Raw genomic sequence first — 18,886 nt, forward strand, 5'->3', positions numbered from 1 at the left:
CCTAGTTGTTTAGAATGGAATACTTAGCACTAAAGCGAATTGGGGTGCGGACGTACGCTTTCAGCGTCGCGCACTCCTGTCCTTCCCCGGCGCCGTAGGGCCGGATGGAGTAGGCCCCCACCGCAGCCGGCACGATAAACGTTTCGGCATAGTGCACCACGAAGGGCGCGAAGGCGTGGGTGGGGCTTTCCACAATGGCTTCGGCGCCTTCTACAAGGTTCAGCACATTCACTACCCCTTGGGTATCGTGCGGCACAGTTTTGCTGAACCAGTGCCGACGAGTTTCGATGAAGGAGCCCTCGTGCAGGCCGGTGCGCTCTTCGCGCCACCCGTCGCCGGCCCCCACGGGCTTCACCTGGTTGATGATGTTATCCTGCGTCCACTGCGTCGTGCGGTCCCACTGAATCACCTGCTTGCCGTGCTCCAGGGAGATAGGGCGCGGCTTGCCGTCCAGGCCCATACGATTCCAGTCCCAGAGCTTGAAGGTGAAGATGTAGGGCGTGGCGCTGATTTCAAGCACCACGCTGTTGGCCCCGGAGCAATGCACCGTGCCCGCTGGTATGAGGACGTGGTCGTGCTTTTTAATGGGCCATTTCTCCACGTGGTTTTCGGCCTCGAAGGTCTGTCCCTGGGTTTGGGCAGCCTCCAGCTCCTGCATCATGCGCTCGGGCACCACGTCTTCCTTTAGGCCCAGGTATACAAAGGCATCCGCCTTGGCTTCGAGCATGTAGTAGCTCTCATCCTGGGTGTAGGGCATGCCGAACTTCTCCTGTATGTATTCCGTGAGCGGGTGCACCTGCAGGCTGAGGTTGCCGCCCTCCATGGTATCGAGAAAGTCGAAACGGATGGGGAACTCATCCCCGAAGGCCTCGAATACCTCTTCACCCAGCAGCTCACGGGGGTGGGAGAAAACCAGTTCGAGGGCGGGCAGCTCTACGGCGTGCTCCCCAAACCGGTAGAGCAGGCTGTTTTCCTCCGGTACGCAGTCGAACCCCCAGGCGAAGTTGTGCTCGGTGCGGTCCAGGTCACAGACGTCTTTCAGCCACTGTCCCCCCCAAGGGCCGGGGTCGAAAAAGGGCACTACCCGGAAGGGTCGGGCGACGGTCTGCTGCAGGGCGTCGCGGAGGGCGGCACCGGTAATGAGCTTGGGTACTGCCGGCACGGTAGTGTCCAGTACATAATCCCATTTGTCCATCAGGGTCTTCTTGTGCCGGTCACACACCCGCCAGTCCACAAAAAAGGCCCGCTTGTACAGGTAGGCAAAGCTTTCCCGGCGGTTGGGCACGCCCAAGCTACCTACCTCCCCGCGGCGGAAGCGGAGCTGAATTTCCCAGCGTGGCATATCGGCATACACGAGCAGGTCGGGCGCGGAAGCCAGGAAGCTGGCACCGGTTCCAACAACCAGAGTAACTCCCGGTGCCGCGCGCTCCATTTCCGCCCGCGCCGCCTGCTGCTTTTGCGGGTCAAAGAAGCCCAGCAGCGGCAGCGGCGCCATATACCCGAAAACCGGGTCGTCGGTCACAAATTCTTTTACCAGCTCATTTATCTGCTTTTCCGATTTGAGGGTGGTGTGGGCCTCGACGGTGAGCACTGGTCGGAGCACCGCGGCCAGCTGCGCGAGTACCTCTACCGAGTCGACGCCGTGGTAGCACTCTACCACCACTACGGCCCGCTCCAGAGGTTTTTCAGCCAGGCGGGACGCAATGGTTTCGGCAAGGGCAGCCCAGCCCGCCACGCAGCGGTGGCCTTCTATGCGTATCTCAGGAAACTTATCGTAGTTCGATTTTTTCAAAACAGCTTAGTTTTGGTGATTCACTAAATAGGCGGCTCCCAGCAGGGCAGCACTGGCAAAAGATGACGCGGGCCTTACTTCCACCCGGCCCCAAGGTGTCCAGGCAAAAGCATCGATCTTGGCCTGCAGGTAGGGCACGATGTAGGCCCCACTGCCCATAATACCCCCGCCTAAAAGCAGCACTTCGGGGTCGTAGGCGTGAATCAGGTTGATGGCGCCGGCTGCCCACACATCCAGGCACTGGTCGCGCAGCTGCCGGGCCAGGGCATCCCCCTTTTCTGCGCAGCGAAACAGAGTGGCAAAGTCAATCTGCGGCTCCACCCGAAGTTGGCTGCAGTGGTATTCAGCGTGGCTTCTCACCTTTTCCCCGAGGCTCCAGCTTGAGGACTCCGCTTCCACGCAGCCGATGTTGCCGCAGTTGCAGGCCGCACCCTGCACGTTGATGGTGAAGTGCCCGCCGAGGCATCCAGCCTGAAAATGCCGACCCCGCAGCAGCCGGCCTTCGATGATGGCGGAGGAGCCTACACCGGTGCCCAGCGTCATTAGCACCACGTCGTCGAGGCCACGGGCCGCGCCGTACTGCCACTCCCCTACCAGCGCAGCGCGGGCGTCGTTTTCCAAGATAATGGGCAGGCCCCAGGCCTCTCGGGCCCATGCAGGTAGGTCAAGCTCAGGGGCATCAGCGTACTTCTTGTCGATGGACAGCACCTTCTTTTGCACGCTGTCCACGATGCCAGGAATGGCGACGCCCACGCCCGTTAGCTGCTGGCGGGACATGGCCTGCTCCGCTAGTAAGGCATCAACCGCCTGCCTGATGTAAGGCAGCCGGCCCGCCAGCCCCTGGGCCGAATGGGCAGCTAGCTGGCTGCTGGCCAGCAGCCGCCCAGCCTGCACCAAGCCCAATTTGATGGTGGTGCCTCCCAAGTCCATCGTAATAGCGCAGTGTTCTGCATTCATGGGCAAGGGCGCTTAATAGCCGTTCTGCGGCAGGTTTGGATTCAGGTCCCGCTCCCGCTGCGGAATCGGGAAGAGATAGTGCTTGGCGCTGGGCACCACGCCGGGCTTAGCCAGCGGTACCAGTGTTTCAAGCGTTTTGGTGCGGGCTAGATCAAACCAGCGGTGGCCTTCCCCCACAAACTCCAGCGCTCTTTCTTTCAGAATGGCCGCGCGCAGCTGCTCTTGAGATAGATTCTCGTAATCCGGCACGGTGGTCCGGTAGGTGGTGCCATCAAAGCGGGCCCGCTTGCGCACCATATTGAGGTACTGATGGGCTTCAGCGGAGGCGTTCAGCTCATTGCTGGCCTCAGCGTATATCAGCAGCACCTCCGAGTAACGCATCAGCGGGTAGTCGTTGGCGCTGCCGTTTCCTTTGGGCTCGGCGGCCCGGTCCCAGTATTTCTGGATGTAGGGCCGAATGGGCGTCACCACGCCGCTGCGGTTAGTATACTGGGTTAGGAACGTTACCTCCCGGCGCCGGTCGTTGAAGTCAAAGGAATTGTAGAGGTACAACGTCGGTACTTGCCAGCCCTGCGCATTCTCCACGCCCTCGGCGCTCAGCTCTGTGGGCAGCAGCCGCACCTGAAACTGGCCCACTTCCCAGAAGCTGATGGCCCCACCCTGGTCGCCGAAACCGACTGAGAAAATGGCTTCTTTGCCGTTGCGGTTGACAAGCTTAAATACATCAGCAAAGTCTTCCCACAGCGCATAGTTGTTGGAGTCGATAACTTCCTTGGCCTTTTGGGCCGCATTGGTCCAGTCCTTCCGGGTTAAGTATACTTTGGACAGCAGCGCCTTGGCTGCTCCCTGGGTGGCTCGGCCCTTGCCGTCGCCCGAGGGGTAGCTCACAGGCAGGGCTTCGGCCGCCTTCAGGTCCGTGATGATCTGGGCGTATATCTCGTCGGCAGTAGCTACCGGGGGCGTCAGGGGCTCCACCTCCTTGGTCAGCAGCGGTATACTGCCAAACATACGCACCATATCGAAGTAAAGCAGACCACGCAGGAAGTGCGCTTCGTTGAGCAGCCGGGCCTTGAGGTTGGGCTCCATTTCAATGCCTGGAATGCGCTCCAGGGCAATGTTGGCCACGGTTATGGCTTTGTAATGCATGGCCCAGATTTCCAGCAACGCCGCGTTTTGCGGACCGTGGGAAAACGTAGCCACCTGGTCGAGGTCCGGGGAAAAGACATTCTGGTTCAGCATCTCATCCGAGGCCAGGCCCGCCGTCACCCAGAAGGTGCTGTGATAGACCCCGGCCGTGGAGCCAGTACTCGTGGAGTTCAGGTAGCCGTAAATGGCGTTGACGGCCGCCACGGCATCATCCCCGTTTTTGTAGAAGTTGGTGACGGCCACGAAGTTCTTGGGGTCTTCTTCCAGAAAATCCTGGCAGGAAGAGGCCATGAACACCACCAACAGGGCCAGGCCCGCTTTGCTTATGAATTTAGAATTGAATCTCATAGGGAGTGTTCTTGATATCAAAACCCGATATTTAAGCCCACCAGGTAGGTTTTTGCCTGCGGGTAACCGCCACGATCCACGCCAATGACGGCGGTGTTCTGGCCAAATGTGTTGGCTTCCGGGTCATAGCCGGAGTAGTTGGTGCGCGTCCACAGGTTGGTGGCACTGGCGTAAATCCGCAGGCTTTTGACCCGGGCTTTCTGCGTCAGGGAAGCCGGCACCCGGTAGCCCAAACTCACGTTTTTCAGGCGCAGGTAGGAGGCGTCTTCCACGATGTTGGAGGAAAAAATGCCGTTGTCGAGGCTGCCCGCGGCTAGGGCTCGGGGATATTTGGTACTGGGGTTGCTGGGCGTCCACCGGTCGAGGGCGGCGCTGGCCAGCACGTTGTTCTGCCCGTTGAAATTCTGCAGGTCAAACAGGTTGAGGTTGGCCATCCGGTTGCCCTGCGAACCCTGGAAGAAAATGCTCAGGTCGAAATTGAAAAAGGAGAAGTTGTTGGTGAAAGCCCAGGTGAAATCGGGCTGGGCGCTGCCCAGAATGGTGCGGTCCTTCTCGTCAATGACGCCGTCGCCGTTAAGGTCGCGGTACTTCCGGTCGCCGGCGCGGGCGCGGGAGGCGGGATTGGAAGAAGTCGCTTCCTGGCCTTTCAGCACCGGACTAGAGCTGGCTTCCTCATCGGACTGGAAAATGCCATCAAACTGGTAGCCGTAAAAAGTGCCGACCGGCTCGCCTACCCGCAGCAGCGTGCCACCGCCCAGGAAAATATCGGTTTCACTGTTCAGGTTGGTAACCTCATTGCGGTTGACGGAGAAGTTTAATGCCGTGCTCCAGTCCAGCTTGCCCTTCACATTGGTCGTGCGGATATCCAGCTCCACCCCCCGGTTCTGGATGTTGCCCACGTTCAGGACTGTGGAGTTGAAACCGGAGGTGTAGGGAACCGGGGTGGATAGCAACAGGTCGGAGGTCTTCTTCTGGTAGATGTCGGCCGTAATGGCTACCCGATTATTCCAGAAAGCGGCATCCGCGCCCAGGTCCAACTGGGCCGTGGTTTCCCACTTCAGGTTCTTGTTGGCGAAGGTGAGCGGCTCGCGGCCGGTGTATACTTCTGTGCCGTTGAAGACTCCCTGCCCATAAGCGCCCACCAGCGACAGCGACTGATAGGGCGGAATGGCCTGGTTGCCAATGATGCCGTAGCTGGTGCGCAGCTTCAGCTCCGAAATGAAGGCCCACTGCTTCATAAAGTCCTCGTCAGACAGCCGCCAGGCCACCGCCCCTGAGGGAAAAAATCCGTACTGCTTGCCGGCGGCAAACTTCGAGGAGCCATCGACCCGGCCGGTGGCCGTAAACAGGAAGCGGTCAAAGAGCGTGTAGTTGACCCGGCCCAGGTAGGAGACCATGCTCCACCGCGACTCTCCGTTGAACGGCTTCTGCGGCAACAGGCCGGCCGAGATGTCGTGGTAGCCAGTGCGGGCATCCGGAAAGTCAAAAGCGTACACCAGTAGGCTTTCGTTGTTGAACTCCTGCAGGGTATAGCCCAGCAGGAAGTCAAGCGCGTGGTTTGCACTGATCACGGGCTTGTAAGTCAGCGTGTTCTCGTTAAGCCAAGTCAGCCCCGAGATGGTACCGATGGAGGCCTCCCCTTTGCTGGCCTGGGTACGCTTCAGGAAATTGGGCCCAAAGGCGTTTTCCCGCGAGGAAAATGCGTCGATGCCGAAGCTGGTCCGCACCTCCAGGTTCGGCAGGATCTTATAGCGGGCATAGGCGTTGCCCAGAATCCGGGAGTTGACGCCGTAAGAGTTAAACTCGTTGACGTCCGCCACCGGGTTGCCCAGCGTCTTGCCCAGGTAGCTGCCCCCGCGGTTCTCAAAGGTGTAGCCGCCGGGCCCGTCCGCGTTATACACGGGCAGAATGGGATTGAACAGCAGCGCGGCGGTGGTGACGCCGGGCACAATCGTTTCCGTAGTCGTCAAAACGCCGGAGGAGGCTATGCGGGCGTAGCTCACACTGTTGCCCACCGTTAGCTTTGGACTCAGCTCACGGTCCAAGTTGGCCCGGAAAGAAAAGCGCTTAAAGTCGGAGTTGCGGATAATGCCATCCTGACCGAAATAGCCGCCCGTAATGGCGTACTTGGTTTTGTCGTCGCCGCCGGCAAAGGAAAGCTGGTAACTGGCGATGGGAGCCGTCCGGAAGATTTCTTTTTGCCAGTCGGTGCCCGCTCCCAGGCTTGCCGGGTTATTATAGAGGGGGGTCTGGTTGGCGTTGAATTTCGCTTCGTTCACCAGATTGGCAAACTGGGTGGCATCCAACACCTTCAGCTTGTTGGCCACCTGCTGCGTTCCGCGGTAGGCATCGACCGTAACGGTGCCCGTGCCAGACTTGCCCCGCTTGGTGGTTACCAGCACCACCCCATTGGCCCCGCGGGCGCCGTAGATGGCTGTGGCTGAGGCATCCTTCAGCACCTCAATCGATTCAATGTCGTTTGGATTGATGGTGGAGAGGGCGCTGATGCGGGGGCCTAGGTTGACGCCTACCGACATGTCGTTGGCATCACTGCTTACCAGCATCCCGTCTATGACATAGAGGGGCTCGTTGCCGGCGTTGATAGAGCTGGTACCCCGAATGCGGATAGAGGCCTCGGAGCCGGGCTGACCCGAGGTCTGCGTGACCTGCACGCCGGCGGCCCGCCCCTGCAGGGCCTGGTCGAAAGAGGTGGAGGGCGTAGCTAACAGCTCCTCCGATTTGATGGATGCGACGGAGCCTGTCAGGTCGCTTTTCTTGGTAGTGCCGTAGCCGATGACTACTACCTGGGAGAGCTGCTGGACGTTGGGCTTCAGCACTACCGACACTGTGCTCTGGTTTTTAACCGGCACCTCTTGAGTAGTGTAGCTTAGGTAGGAGAAAACAAGCACTGTTTCCTCCCCGCCGGGGATGGTGAGCTTATATTGCCCCTCGGCATTGGTGGTGGTGCCCTGGTTCCGGCCCTTAATGCTGACGCTGACCCCAATTAAGGCTTCGTTGCCGTCGCTGGACGTTACCTTTCCCTGGATTACCCGCTCAGCGGGCGCCTGCAGAAGGGTTGGCTGAACAGCAGCTTCTACCCTACCCAAGCTTAGGCAGCCAGTCATGATTGCAGTCAACTGCAGAGCGAGGTGTCGGTTTCTAAGGGTGGTCATATACCGGAATCAGAAAGGCACGAGTCAAAAGGCAAAAAATACGTCATGTCCATATGTTCATACATATGCATATATAGTTGGACATCTGTCATTTATTGAAGTCAGGGCTCCATTATGGTGGCCTATCAGGTTGAGATGTTTACTGAAACAGACTAGACCAATTGTTACCGGAATCGATTGCGGGTGGCAGTCTAGATGTTTTTTTAGCCGTAGTTGAAACAAACTGCCAGCGAACTATTCCCGCTTTATTTCAATAGTGTAGGTAAAGCTATCAGCCCGGTAATAGCCCAAGTTATACTCAATGGGGCGGCCACCAGGGTCACAAACAACTCGTTTGCGAAACAGCACCGGGTCACCTACTTCTATTTCCAGCTTTTCAGAAAGTTCTGCATCAGCCAGAATGGCACTTATACCTTCTTTGGAAACGGCGGCAACCGTGTGGTACTGCTTTTCCAGCAGGTCGTACAGGGGCTGGGTAAAATCCTCATTCCCCGTTAGGCCTACCCGAGGGTGAAAATAGGAGACAAACAACACAACCGGCCCAGAATCAACCCCGCGTAGTCGCTCCATTTTCAGAACCTTAGTATGGCGGGCGATATGGAATAGCTGCCGGACTTCTTTGTCGGCCTCTACCCAGCTGGCGTCTATGCGGTAGTTTCGGAACGAGACGCCCTTCTCGCCCATCTCATGGGTAAAGCTCGACCATTTGTCCAGCTTGGTGATAATATTATTTTTGGCGACCGTTGTTCCGACTCCTTTTTTTCGCACCAGTAGCCGCTCAAAGACCAATTTATTGGTGGCCTGCCGGACGGTGTTCCTAGAGATGCCTAACTGCTTGGCTAACGCTACTTCGTTCGGCAGCAGCTTGCCTTCCTGGTATTCTGGAATTTTGATCAAGTCCCGCAACAGGTCCTCTACCTGCGCGTGCAGGGGAGTAGTGCTGCTGTGGTCGATGTTAAAAGTTTCCATATAGCCAAGTACCCCAGTATGTATGAATGTTCAGACATATTGAGATGGCCCAATTACACAATAATTTGATCTAATTCCTAAAATGCAGAATTTTTAAAGTCAGTGGTTTATAGCAAGGGCAATAGGCTCGAGAAGGCCTGCTACTTTCACTACACGGTCTAATGGCAATAGTCATAATTCTACGCTACGTTCCGAGTGCCTCCGTCGGCAACAGTAGGAAGTCGATAAGCGTCTCGCATAATTTTCCGGCTTGCTGCCATAAGAGATTTGCGCCCAAGTGAGATGATCTAAGTTAGCCAGCTAGTTATGTTTATGACTAGCTTAACGTAAAGGGACTTACCATACCTTATTTACAACTGCCTAATATGGAATGGGTTCAGCGCCGTCAATCTTATCGAAACCTAGCCGCTCAACCTTCACCTCTATAAAACGTCCGTTTCATAAACGTTATAAATGGCAAACTCCTGCTAGTCCAGACCCAGACGACCAGTTAGCGAATACTAAGATTGCCCCTTCTTTCTCGCAGGCTATCAATCCTAGCAGAGAAGTAGCCCTCGTCCCTTAATTCGCTGGGTGATCTGGGCGGCTTCCAGCATACCCTAACCGACCCAAGCGCCGAATCCTCCCCACTAGGGCATCGTGACGGCCGGAGGGGTCGCGCTCGGCTGCTGCGCCGCTCGCAGCCACGCCTGGGCTTCGGCCATAATCGTGAAGGAGTGCATATGGAACTTGTCCTTCAGGCTGACGCGCATCACCTCCGAGGAATCGGCCGCCAGCGTATCCAGGCTGACAACCTGAGCAAAATGGGTCAGTCCCGCGGCCATGGCCCGTGGGGTCCAGCTGGTAGTCACCCACTCCAGGATTTCATCCCACAGGCCCACGGCCTGGCGATTGTCGTTGAGCAGGTAGGCACACTGGTGCTGTTGCAGCAAGGCCAGACAGGCATTCGCGCCGGCCACCATACCTACATAGGTTTGCTCCCCCTGCCAGTGGTTGCACACCCAGTGGTTGGCAGGGTCATATTCCGAAGTCAGGTAGACCTCGTTGGCGCTGTTGGTTAAGGTTATTTTCATCGGTCAGAAAGGGGATAACATTTACTTCTTCTGCGGCGGCAGTTGCTGCAGCCAGGCTTGCGCCTCCAGCAGGCTGATAAACAGGCGCATCTCCACCTGCTCACTAAGAGCGGTATACAAGACGTCCGCAGAGTGAACCGTCGGCAATTCCGGCTGGATCACCTGGGCATAATGGGTCAGCCCTGCGGCTAGAGCGCGCGGCAGCCAATCGGTCACGACCCACTCGACGGCGTAGTCCCAGGGCGCGGAGGTGTGGCGATTATCATTGAGCAGATAAGGGCAGGTATGTTGCCGCAGCAGCCGTAAGCCCGCCTCGCTACCGGCGATGACACGGGCCAAATTCTGCGGGCCCCTCCAATCATTATACACCCAGCCGTTTGCAGGATCATATTCAGTGGTCATATGCACCTTCCCCGCTGGAGTGAATAATTCATTGCGCATCATTTGCCTATAGAGAATTAAAATAGCGGGGTATGGCTTTTGTTGCCGTTACAGAAACACCACAAGCAATAGACAAGGGTAACTAAAGCACTACTAGGTATAGCACGAGTGTATGAATAAATTTCAATATTATAATATTCTACTCTTCCCCTTTTTTATCCCAGTGTTGATCAGGATTTAAAGTACTGCTGCAGAATAGCAAATAGACACCTAGCAGCCTAGTGATTCGACATCACTGAGACTGAACTATAGCTCCTTACTGGCTAGCTCCCAATAGTTCTCTTTACAGGGTTCAGTTTGTCACTTTAATTCAGGATATGCATTAACCTAATAATTTATATGCTTATAGTATAAGCTGTTCGGAATATTCCAGTATGTTTAGCTGGCTTTACCCTCATTTGTAAGCACTTGCCGCGCTTCGGGGTAAAGTGAGCTAACTTCTTTCTTCTAACCCGTTATTTATGAAATTTCGCGTACTCATTTCCTTACTTACTCTCTGTGTCTTGAGCCTATGTGGTGCCCCCTCGGCCACTGCCCAGCAGAAAAAAACGACCCGCGAGCTGGCCAAGCCCGGGGATAAAGTCTGGGTCATTGTTAACCCGGTAAAGGCAGATAAGCGGGTCCAGTTTGAACATTTTGTCAGCGACATTTTCTGGCCCACTTTCGCCAAGCTAGGCCCCGAGGAGCAGCACGTATTTCGCCAGACGCGCGTGCTCAACGCCGTGCGGCCGGAGGCGGATGGCACCTATGCGTACCTGTTTATTATGGACCCGGTCATTCCAGGCGCCAGCTATGACATCGAAGCCGTACTCAAGAAAGCGTACGGCCCCGAAAAAGGAGCGGAGCACTATAAGCTCTACACCGAGAGTTTAGCCGGCGCCCAAAAAACATATAGCGTGCTGGAAACGAAAAACTAACCGTTACGCGTGTTCAGGAAAACAACACCGGCTGTTTCAAGCATAGAAACGGCCGGTGTTGTTTTTAGGCAGGTAGTTACTGTAGGTAGGAGCCGCGACCTTATTTCGCTAAACGCACATAGTTTTATCGTGCGTATCCATAGTTACATCCCAAGCCGCAAACAGCTCTGGTCGGTATGGTTGGGGCGGTTTGTTTATCCTGCAGTTGCGAAGGAAATGCTCTAGCTCATCCTCCTCCGTGTAAACGGCGCTAGCATGGTATCCCGCACGTGCACCAGCCACTGCTGCGCCGCATGCTCCGTCTGCATTTTATCCGCCGGCAGCGGAAACACCGGTGAGGCTTTATTCTCAGTGGCAGGCGGTTGTTTACTGTTTGACTACAAGTTGCCGCAGGATATGTCCATTCATGCGCACTGTCGCCTGGTACTGTCCTGCTTTTAATGGGGGAGTGATTCCAAGGCGGTTCACGCCCGCCACCACGGTCTGCACCTCGTGCCACACAACCTTCCCCACCTCATCGGTGAGTGTAAGCATCGCCAGCCCGACTGCGACACTCGTAATCTCCATTGTCAATTCCTGGTCGAATGGATTGGGGTAGACGTTCAACGCGGCAGGCAGGCCCTGAAAATGAACGGCTATAGGGCCATAATAGGCGAACTGCCCCCCTTCATCTTCCTGGCGCAGCCGGTAGTAGTACCATCCAACCTTACCTGGGGTGTTGTTCGTCCAGCGGTAGCTCCGCGTGCTCGTACTACTTCCTGGCTGAGAAGGCACAAAGCCGACTGTATGATAAGACAGACCATCGGGCGAACCTTCTATGCCGAACCCCCGGCTATTCTGCTCGGTAGCCGTCGTCCAACGAAGTACGACCTCAGTACCTTGTCGCTTCGCCACAAATGAAGTGAGCGAAATGGGCAGGGGGTCTTCTTTCTGCAGCGTGTAGGCGTCGACTAGCTCGCCGGTGCGGGTATAGAATTGCATCGATAGACTTTGAGGGGTGGCGTTGAACAGCATCGCCCCATAATCGAGGGCATACAGCGCCCGCGTGTAGGGTTGGAGCTTCTTCACCCCTATCACATCGTCGCCACCCACCCCATTGACGATGTAGGTGAGGCTATCCACCAGTAGCCGCTCATAATGATGGTCGTGCCCGGCCATCACCAGCGAGGCGCCCCATTGGCGGAAGGGCCAGCGCAACTTTTTATCATTTCCCCGGTCGCCCGAAGAGTAAGGTGAGTGGTGCTGGTACACAATCTTCCATGGCTCGGTTGCGGCGGCCAGCTGCTGCTGCAGCCATTGAGCCTGCACGGAGGTTGAGGTAATCCCATCCGGCTCGCTGGCATTACTGTTGAGCACGAAGAAATGCACGTTGCCGCGCACAAAGTCGTAGTACCGCTCATTACCAGGCAACGTGAAAAAATCAAGATAGGGCTGCCCCTTTAGGGTCATCACATCGTGGTTGCCCAGGCAGGGAAAAAACCGGTTTTGCTGCGGATCAGAGGTCGCGCCGTAAGCGCCTGTGTAGGGGTAGATGTAGCTGTGATAGTACTGGCCTACGTTCTGGTCCATCGTAGAGGCTTGACCATACTCGTAGTTATTGTCGCCCAGGGAAATAATGAATTCGGGATTCCAGCCCAGCACAAGCGTAGCCACGTCCTGCTCCGGCTGCCCTACGCGTCCAAAATCCCCGATAGCAGCAAAACGTTGCCCCCACCCAGGAATAGCAATCAGCAAAAGCACCATAGTTACTACGCCAGTGTATACTTTTCCCATCACTATAGTTAAAGTTTTTATTGTAATTATACCATATGTACAAATAAAATTTTATGGTTTTCTATGATCGAAGTCAGACAAAATAGATGGAAGAGGAACCGTAAGCTAGTCAACTCGCGGAAATACATTTATGCTAGTGTGCGTCCTGCCTCCCCCTTTCAACTACCCCTGCCAAGGTTGCCGTTGATTGAGTAAATGAAGCATATAAAACCAACAGCAGGTGCAGGGAAAGCCCGGTGGAGCGGAAGACCTGCTTGCGGTCTTTGGTGATGCGGATCAGAAAAGGCTTTTCTGAATGCCCAGCGGGCGCCTTACAAGCAGAGGGTCACTGGTTAGAATCCAGTATCTCCCACATCAAAAAGACAGTCAGAAATGATTGTCTTTTTTTGTTTGCCTGGCCGCCAATGGCTGGCGCAGGCGCTGCCACACTACCAACGGATACATCAGCATAGCGGGCTCGGCAAAATAGCGCCAGCGGTAACCGACAAAGAAAACGAGGCTAAGCAGCAGAATAGCCGCTACGGGTGCCAGCAGCAAGGCGTCAGTGCTTTGAAAGCGCAGGCCGCGAAGGCGCAGAACTACGGCCAGCAGCGAAAGCAGAAAACAAGCATGTACCAAGGTGGTAAGCGGATTCCACCGGAAGTTGTGCTCCGTATCAACATTATAGTTCTCGGGTGTAAAAAACAGCTGTAGCTTACGCCCTATCAGTCGGAGTTCCGCCTCGGGGTGTTGCTTTACCCACTGACCGGCCAAGCGGGCGCGGGCCTGGCTTTCCTGATACTGATTGAGCGTGGGCAGCTGCGGAATATGTGCCAGAACCCAACGGCCAAAAGGCGCCGCAGGGTCATCCCAATTATACATAAAACGCCCCTGGGTAAAGGAATTATGCCCATGCAGCAGTTCAAACCCGCCTTGGGTGCTAAGGATATAAGCGCCAAACTGCTTATGGTTTTTGTACAAAACCGGCAGGTAGCCAATGCTCACCAGTAGCAGCGTGAGCAGGCCCAAACGCATAGCATCCTGCCGGCGGCCCGCAGGGCCGCGCCAGCATACCAGTAACAATACCAACAACCACAAGGCATACACAGCCAGCAGATAGCTGCGAAACAGGCAGGAAAGCGTAATACTGATAGCAACCAGGATAGCATCGGTCCAGCTGAGTGGCCGCCCGTCGTGTAACCGCAGCAGCTTATAGCCTACCAGCACCAGCAGCGGCATGGCTAGGTTTTCGTACCAGAAAAACCCACCGATATAGTATGCTACCGATGGATATAGGGCAAACAAGCCTGCTCCCAGCCAACTAAACATCAGGCTAACACCCAGCCAGCGTAGGGTGCGATACACGTACAGAAACGCTACAGCATACAGGAAGGATGTACCAACGTAAACCAGCAGCGTCCAGTAGTGCTTGGGCAAGCCCAGATTTTCCCACGCCACATATACCAGCACTGGAAACGAAGCATGAAAGGCATCGGGGCGCAGCTGCTGGCGCGTGGCATCGTAGGAAACAAAGCCATGACCGGCCCGCACGTTGTCGGCAATGTGTCCATTCCGGATTTCGTCGGGGTTCCAGGCCAGCTCGGGGTTCAGGTGCAACAGCAGCGCCAGCTTGGCAGCCATCAGCAAGAGCAAAACAAGCCAAACAATACGGGGGAGCCGACGAAGCATAGAAGGAAGTAAAGACTAATGTAGGCGCTAAGCGCCGCCACAGGGAGTTATCTTCGCCGGAAATTACCGGAAACTATTCATCCCGCATGCCAGGTCTGTTTACCTTCTTTCAGGCACCCTTGGGGGCGCGGCTTCTGCCGCGCTTGTTCTTTTCCCTTGTACTGCTGCTGGGCCTGCTACTGCACCGCGACTATGGTCTGAGCTGGGACGAACCCATTGACCATCTGAATGGCTTGGTAAACGCTAAATACATTGCCCGGCTTTTTTTCCCGCAGTTGGCCCGCCAAGAAGCCACCTACGATGAAATACCTGACTTTGAGAACTTTTCGGAACATGACCACGGCGTATTATTCGCCTTACCGGTTGCTGTGCTGGGCCGGATCTTTACCCACGGTAATACCCGGGAATTCTACTTCCTGCAACACCTATTGAACTATCTTACCTGCACGCTGGGGATGTGGGCACTATACCGGATTGGCCTGATTCGATTTAAAGACTGGCGCTGGGCACTGTTGGGAAGCCTACTGCTGCTGCTTTCCCCTCGTTTTTTTGCCGAGAGCTTCTATAATTCCAAGGACCTGATTTTTATGGCCTTTTTTACAGTGGCCATATACACCCTGCTACGTTTGCTAGAGAACCCCACCATAAGCCGGGCCCTGGTGCATGGTCTGGCCACTGCTGCTGCCATTGATGTTCGGATTATGGGACTGATGGTAGTGGTATTCACGCTGGGCATGCTGGGGCTGGCGGCATTTGCCCGGCCAATTTCCCAGAAAGGCAGACTGGCACAGGTGGGCGGAGCATATTTGTTAGCCGCCTCCCTCTTCACCGTCCTCGGCTGGCCTTACTTATGGGCTAACCCATGGGGCAACTTGGTAATGGCCTTTCAAACGATGAGCCATTTCCGCTGGGAGGGCCCGGTGCTGTATTGGGGGCAACTTATGATGTCGACGGAGCTACCGTGGCATTATGCTCCTGTTTGGATATTTATTACCACTCCGCTGGCCTATACCATGGCATTTTTGGGAGCAGTTGTGGCCCTGATAACCGGCTTTAGCTTACGGCGCCTGCTTACCTGCCCGCACTACCGCTACGATGTTCTGTTTTTAGGCTGGGCTGTTGGCCCCATTGTAGCAGTCGTTGGGCTACACTCAGTACTATATGATGGGTGGCGGCACCTGTATTTTCTGTATCCGGCGCTGCTGCTGCTGGCCGTGCAGGGGGTACGCGCCGGTCTTGCGGCTGTAGAACAGCAACGGGGCTGGCGGCCATTGGCAGTTGTTGTGGCCAGCCTGGGAGTAGCCGAAATGGCTCTAACGCTTACCCGTATGGTGCAGGACCATCCCTTTCAAAACGTATATTTCAGCTGCCTGCCCGGCCCGGTAGCCGAAAAGTTGTTTGACCGAGACTATTGGGCTCTGTCTAACCGCCAGGGCGTAGAATGGTTACTGGCTCACGACCCCTCTCCGCGCATCACCCTAGAAACCAATTCGGCCAATCCTATCGGCTTTATCTATTTGATTTTGCCACGAGCTGAGAGCAGTCGGCTAAGTCTGGGAGGGGCGTCTTCTCGTTATTTCCTTACTAATTACCGCGAGTACTCCCAACCGTATCCGGCCATCGTGGGTCGCGAGGTGTATACCATCCGGGCGAGTGGCGCCAAAATCTTATCCATTTTTCAGCGCTACTAACAAATCCTGCAAAGCACTGAAGGGAACAACAGCTATTACCTTCATAAAAAAGTACCGGAAACTATTCATTACAGCGTGCTCCGTCCGATTTCTCTGCCTCAAGTTTCTCGGGGGGCGCTGCTAATACCCCGCCTGTTCTTTACGCTGCTCCTGTTATTAGGCTTGCTGCTGCACCGCGACTATGGTATGTCGTGGGATGAAGTCAATAACCACCTCAATGGTCTGGTCAGCCTAAACCAAGTTGCTCAGCAATTGGCCCCTGACTTTGCCCAAAAAGCAGCAGCGAGTCACTCCCCTATTCCCGATATCCGAGCTTATCCCGACAGTGACCATGGTCCTGTATTTGAGATGGTGGTTGCCGGGCTGGGCTATCTTCTTACCGATGGGGATGCCCGGCCTCTATATTTTCTGCGGCATCTGTTGGTATTCTGCACGTTTGTACTGGGAGTGTGGGGACTGTATTATATCGGGCGCTGGCGCTTTCAGGACTGGCGATGGGGATTGATGGCCAGCGGGTTACTGGTAGTTTCCCCCCGGTTCTTTGCAGAGGCATTTTATAATGGTAAGGACATCGTATTTATGTCCTTGTTTACGTTGGCCGTAGCCGGGTTGCTGTGGCTCCGGCAACAGCCCAGCCTATGGCGTGTGCTGGTACTAAGCATGCTAACGGCCCTGGCTACCGATATTCGGGTGCAGGGATTATTAGTGGCAGTCCCTACCCTGGCAGTGCTTCTTAGTCTATCAGGAGAGGTTTATCCCCTGTCACGCCGGGCGTATCTGGTCTTGACTTACCTGATTACTACCCTGGCAGTGGCTATCCTGGGATGGCCCTATTTGTGGGCTACCCCACTACCCGATCTGTGGGCAGCATTTCACCGGCTAGGCAGCTACCCTTGGTCAGGCACCTGCCTTTATTTTGGTAAGCTGATAGCCGACACGCAGCTACCCTGGCATTACCTTCCGGTCTGGATTCTGCTTACTACGCCAGTGGCCTACCCGCTGCTGGCGCTACTTGGGTTGAGCAACGGCATTACCCGGCTATTCCGCTCCCGGGGTGCTTATCTCCGTACCCTTGCGGCGAAAGCCGATACTTGGTTTGCGCTATGGCTGTTGGGCCCGGTTCTGGTGGTTATCCTTACACAGGCAGTGGTATATGATGGCTGGCGCCACGTTTATTTCATTTACCCGGCCCTGCTGCTCTTCGCTGTCCAAGGTATACGCCACTTGTGGCAGCTAGCTACATCCTGGCGGCCCGCACGGTGGCTGGCGGCAGCATGTCTGCTGGCGGCCCTGCTGGAAATGTCCCTTACCGTTTTCCGGATGGTACGGATGCACCCGTTTCAGCAGGTATACTTCAGCTTTTTACCCGCGCCCCTGGCAGAGCAACTCTTTGAGCGGGACTATTGGGGCTTGGCATTCCGGCCGGGGCTGGAGTGGCTGCTGGCCCACGATGCCTCCCCGCACCTTACCATTCAGATGGCCGGCAAGCATGAGCCCCTCTACAACAACTCCCTGCTATTACCGCCTTCTGAACGCGCCCGAATTCAATATCAGCCAAATGCCCAAGCCAGGTATTTTATGACGGGGTACCGCTGGCATCCGCAGACTTACCAAGACAGCGTAGGCCGGGAGGTGTACTCTCTTCGGGCCAATGGCATCAAGATCTTGTCCATTTTTCAGCGCTACTAACGAACCTCTGACCGGGCTTCGGGTTTTCCACCGTCGCCGTACCTTGCACTTCTGAACTCCTTGCCTGATTTAATGATGTCGTTGATTGAAGTTCGTACTGCCGAAGAGCAGCGCCTGTTTCGTAATATGCCGGAACGGCTCTACCAGCAGCATCCCCACTGGATTCGCCCCTTAGACCATGACATTGAGGCTACTTTTGACCCGGCCCGCAACGCCAACTTTGCTCATGGGGAGGCCATTCGCTGGGTTCTGACCAACGAGCAAGGGGAGGCTATTGGGCGGGTAGCAGCCTTCGTGAACCACCACAATGCGCACACCGACCCTACTCTGCCTACCGGCGGCATGGGCTTTTTTGAGTGCATAGAAGATCAGGTAGCAGCCAATCAGCTATTTGAGGCCAGCCAGCGCTGGCTGGCGGAACGGGGCATGCAGGCCATGGACGGGCCCATCAATTTTGGGGAGCGAGACCGATTCTGGGGGTTGCTCACGGCGGGCTTTACCGAGCCCAACTATGGTATGTTCTACCACCCACCCTACTATCAGCAGCTGTTTGAGCAGTACGGGTTTCAGGTGTATTTCAAGCAGTATACCTGCTACCGCGACGTGGCGGAGCCGCTTCATCCCAACTTTCAAAAAGCGGCCGAGCGCTACGCCCAGGAACACCCGGAGTTTCGCTTTGCGCACGCCAATGGCCGTGATGTAGAGCGCATGGCACAGGATTTTCACCACGTCTATAACCTGGCCTGGGCCAACCATTCCGGTATCAGTGACATGCCGCTGGAGAAAGCACGCAACCTCATTAAGCAGTTGCAGCCCGTTCTGGATGAGCGCCTGCTATGGTTTGCTTATTGCAACGAGGAGCCCGTGGCTTTTTTTGTCAGCCTACCCGAGCTGAATCAGATTTTCAAACACGTAGGTCCCCGCCTGAACCTTACCGGAAAGCTCCGCTTTGTGTATGAGCGGTGGCGCTACCAGCGGCGGCAGCCCAAGAAAATGTTTGGGGTGATTTTTGGCGTGGTGCCGGCCTGGCAAGGCAAGGGAGTGGAATCGGCCATGATGGTGCATGCGCAGCAGGAGTTCATGAAAGCCGGCTACACAGAAATCGAGATGAACTGGATTGGCGACTTCAATCCGCGCATGTTAGCAGTTATCCGGTCTATCGGAGCCCGCATCTTCAAAACCCACGTTACCTACCGCAAGCTTTTTGACCCTACCCGGCCATTTGAGCGGTGCCCGGTTATTCGGTAAA

At 55.7% G+C, this 18,886-nt stretch carries 13 protein-coding genes; 4 read left to right on the forward strand and 9 right to left on the reverse strand.

Going from position 1 to position 18,886, the window contains the following annotated elements; all coding sequences use genetic code 11:
* Position 1: 1 nt before the first annotated feature.
* The 7 genes from Q4G72_RS01085 to Q4G72_RS01115 all read right to left on the reverse strand — a co-directional run bounded on the left by Q4G72_RS01085 (position 2) and on the right by Q4G72_RS01115 (position 9,860).
* Complete coding sequence (locus Q4G72_RS01085) at positions 2 to 1,792, reverse strand: class I mannose-6-phosphate isomerase (RefSeq protein WP_303309592.1); 1,791 nt, start codon at positions 1,790 to 1,792, stop codon at positions 2 to 4.
* A 6-nt stretch (positions 1,793 to 1,798) separates the two neighbouring features.
* Positions 1,799 to 2,749, reverse strand: coding sequence for an ROK family protein (locus tag Q4G72_RS01090; RefSeq protein WP_303309593.1), 951 nt, complete (start codon positions 2,747 to 2,749; stop codon positions 1,799 to 1,801).
* 12 nt (positions 2,750 to 2,761) lie between these two features.
* The gene (locus tag Q4G72_RS01095) at positions 2,762 to 4,243 is read right to left on the reverse strand and encodes a RagB/SusD family nutrient uptake outer membrane protein (protein ID WP_303309594.1); all 1,482 of its coding nucleotides are present in this window, start codon (positions 4,241 to 4,243) and stop codon (positions 2,762 to 2,764) included.
* Positions 4,244 to 4,260: 17 nt separating this feature from the next.
* Complete coding sequence (locus Q4G72_RS01100; RefSeq protein WP_303309595.1) at positions 4,261 to 7,368, reverse strand: SusC/RagA family TonB-linked outer membrane protein; 3,108 nt, start codon at positions 7,366 to 7,368, stop codon at positions 4,261 to 4,263.
* 282 nt (positions 7,369 to 7,650) lie between these two features.
* Positions 7,651 to 8,385, reverse strand: a complete 735-nt coding sequence (locus tag Q4G72_RS01105; protein WP_303309596.1) for a GntR family transcriptional regulator — start codon at positions 8,383 to 8,385, stop codon at positions 7,651 to 7,653.
* Between the two features lie 629 nt (positions 8,386 to 9,014).
* The gene (locus Q4G72_RS01110) at positions 9,015 to 9,458 is read right to left on the reverse strand and encodes a hypothetical protein (RefSeq protein WP_303309597.1); all 444 of its coding nucleotides are present in this window, start codon (positions 9,456 to 9,458) and stop codon (positions 9,015 to 9,017) included.
* 21 nt (positions 9,459 to 9,479) lie between these two features.
* Positions 9,480 to 9,860, reverse strand: a complete 381-nt coding sequence (locus Q4G72_RS01115) for a hypothetical protein (protein WP_303309598.1) — start codon at positions 9,858 to 9,860, stop codon at positions 9,480 to 9,482.
* Positions 9,861 to 10,360: 500 nt separating this feature from the next.
* Between Q4G72_RS01115 and Q4G72_RS01120 the strand changes: the two genes are divergently transcribed.
* Positions 10,361 to 10,816 (forward strand): hypothetical protein, encoded by a 456-nt coding sequence (locus tag Q4G72_RS01120; protein WP_303309599.1) that lies wholly within the window; start codon positions 10,361 to 10,363, stop codon positions 10,814 to 10,816.
* 366 nt (positions 10,817 to 11,182) lie between these two features.
* On the opposite strand, the gene Q4G72_RS01125 is transcribed toward Q4G72_RS01120, so the two are convergent.
* Positions 11,183 to 12,589, reverse strand: a complete 1,407-nt coding sequence (locus Q4G72_RS01125) for a metallophosphoesterase (RefSeq protein ID WP_303309600.1) — start codon at positions 12,587 to 12,589, stop codon at positions 11,183 to 11,185.
* Between the two features lie 366 nt (positions 12,590 to 12,955).
* On the reverse strand, positions 12,956 to 14,257 hold the full coding sequence (locus tag Q4G72_RS01130) for a hypothetical protein (protein ID WP_303309601.1): 1,302 nt from the start codon (positions 14,255 to 14,257) through the stop codon (positions 12,956 to 12,958).
* A gap of 86 nt (positions 14,258 to 14,343) precedes the next feature.
* Here Q4G72_RS01130 and Q4G72_RS01135 point away from each other — a divergent pair, with 86 nt between their 5' ends.
* The 3 genes from Q4G72_RS01135 (at position 14,344) to Q4G72_RS01145 (ending at position 18,885) form a co-directional block, all read left to right on the forward strand.
* Positions 14,344 to 15,948 carry a glycosyltransferase family 39 protein gene (locus Q4G72_RS01135; RefSeq protein ID WP_303309602.1) on the forward strand — a complete coding sequence of 535 codons (1,605 nt, stop codon included), beginning with the start codon at positions 14,344 to 14,346 and terminating at the stop codon, positions 15,946 to 15,948.
* Between the two features lie 75 nt (positions 15,949 to 16,023).
* Complete coding sequence (locus Q4G72_RS01140) at positions 16,024 to 17,637, forward strand: glycosyltransferase family protein (RefSeq protein WP_303309603.1); 1,614 nt, start codon at positions 16,024 to 16,026, stop codon at positions 17,635 to 17,637.
* Positions 17,638 to 17,697: 60 nt separating this feature from the next.
* Positions 17,698 to 18,885, forward strand: a complete 1,188-nt coding sequence (locus Q4G72_RS01145; RefSeq protein ID WP_368408957.1) for a GNAT family N-acetyltransferase — start codon at positions 17,698 to 17,700, stop codon at positions 18,883 to 18,885.
* Position 18,886 lies beyond the last annotated feature (1 nt).

Origin of the sequence: Hymenobacter sp. BT730, assembly GCF_030542105.1 — a bacterium.
GTDB lineage: Bacteria > Bacteroidota > Bacteroidia > Cytophagales > Hymenobacteraceae > Hymenobacter.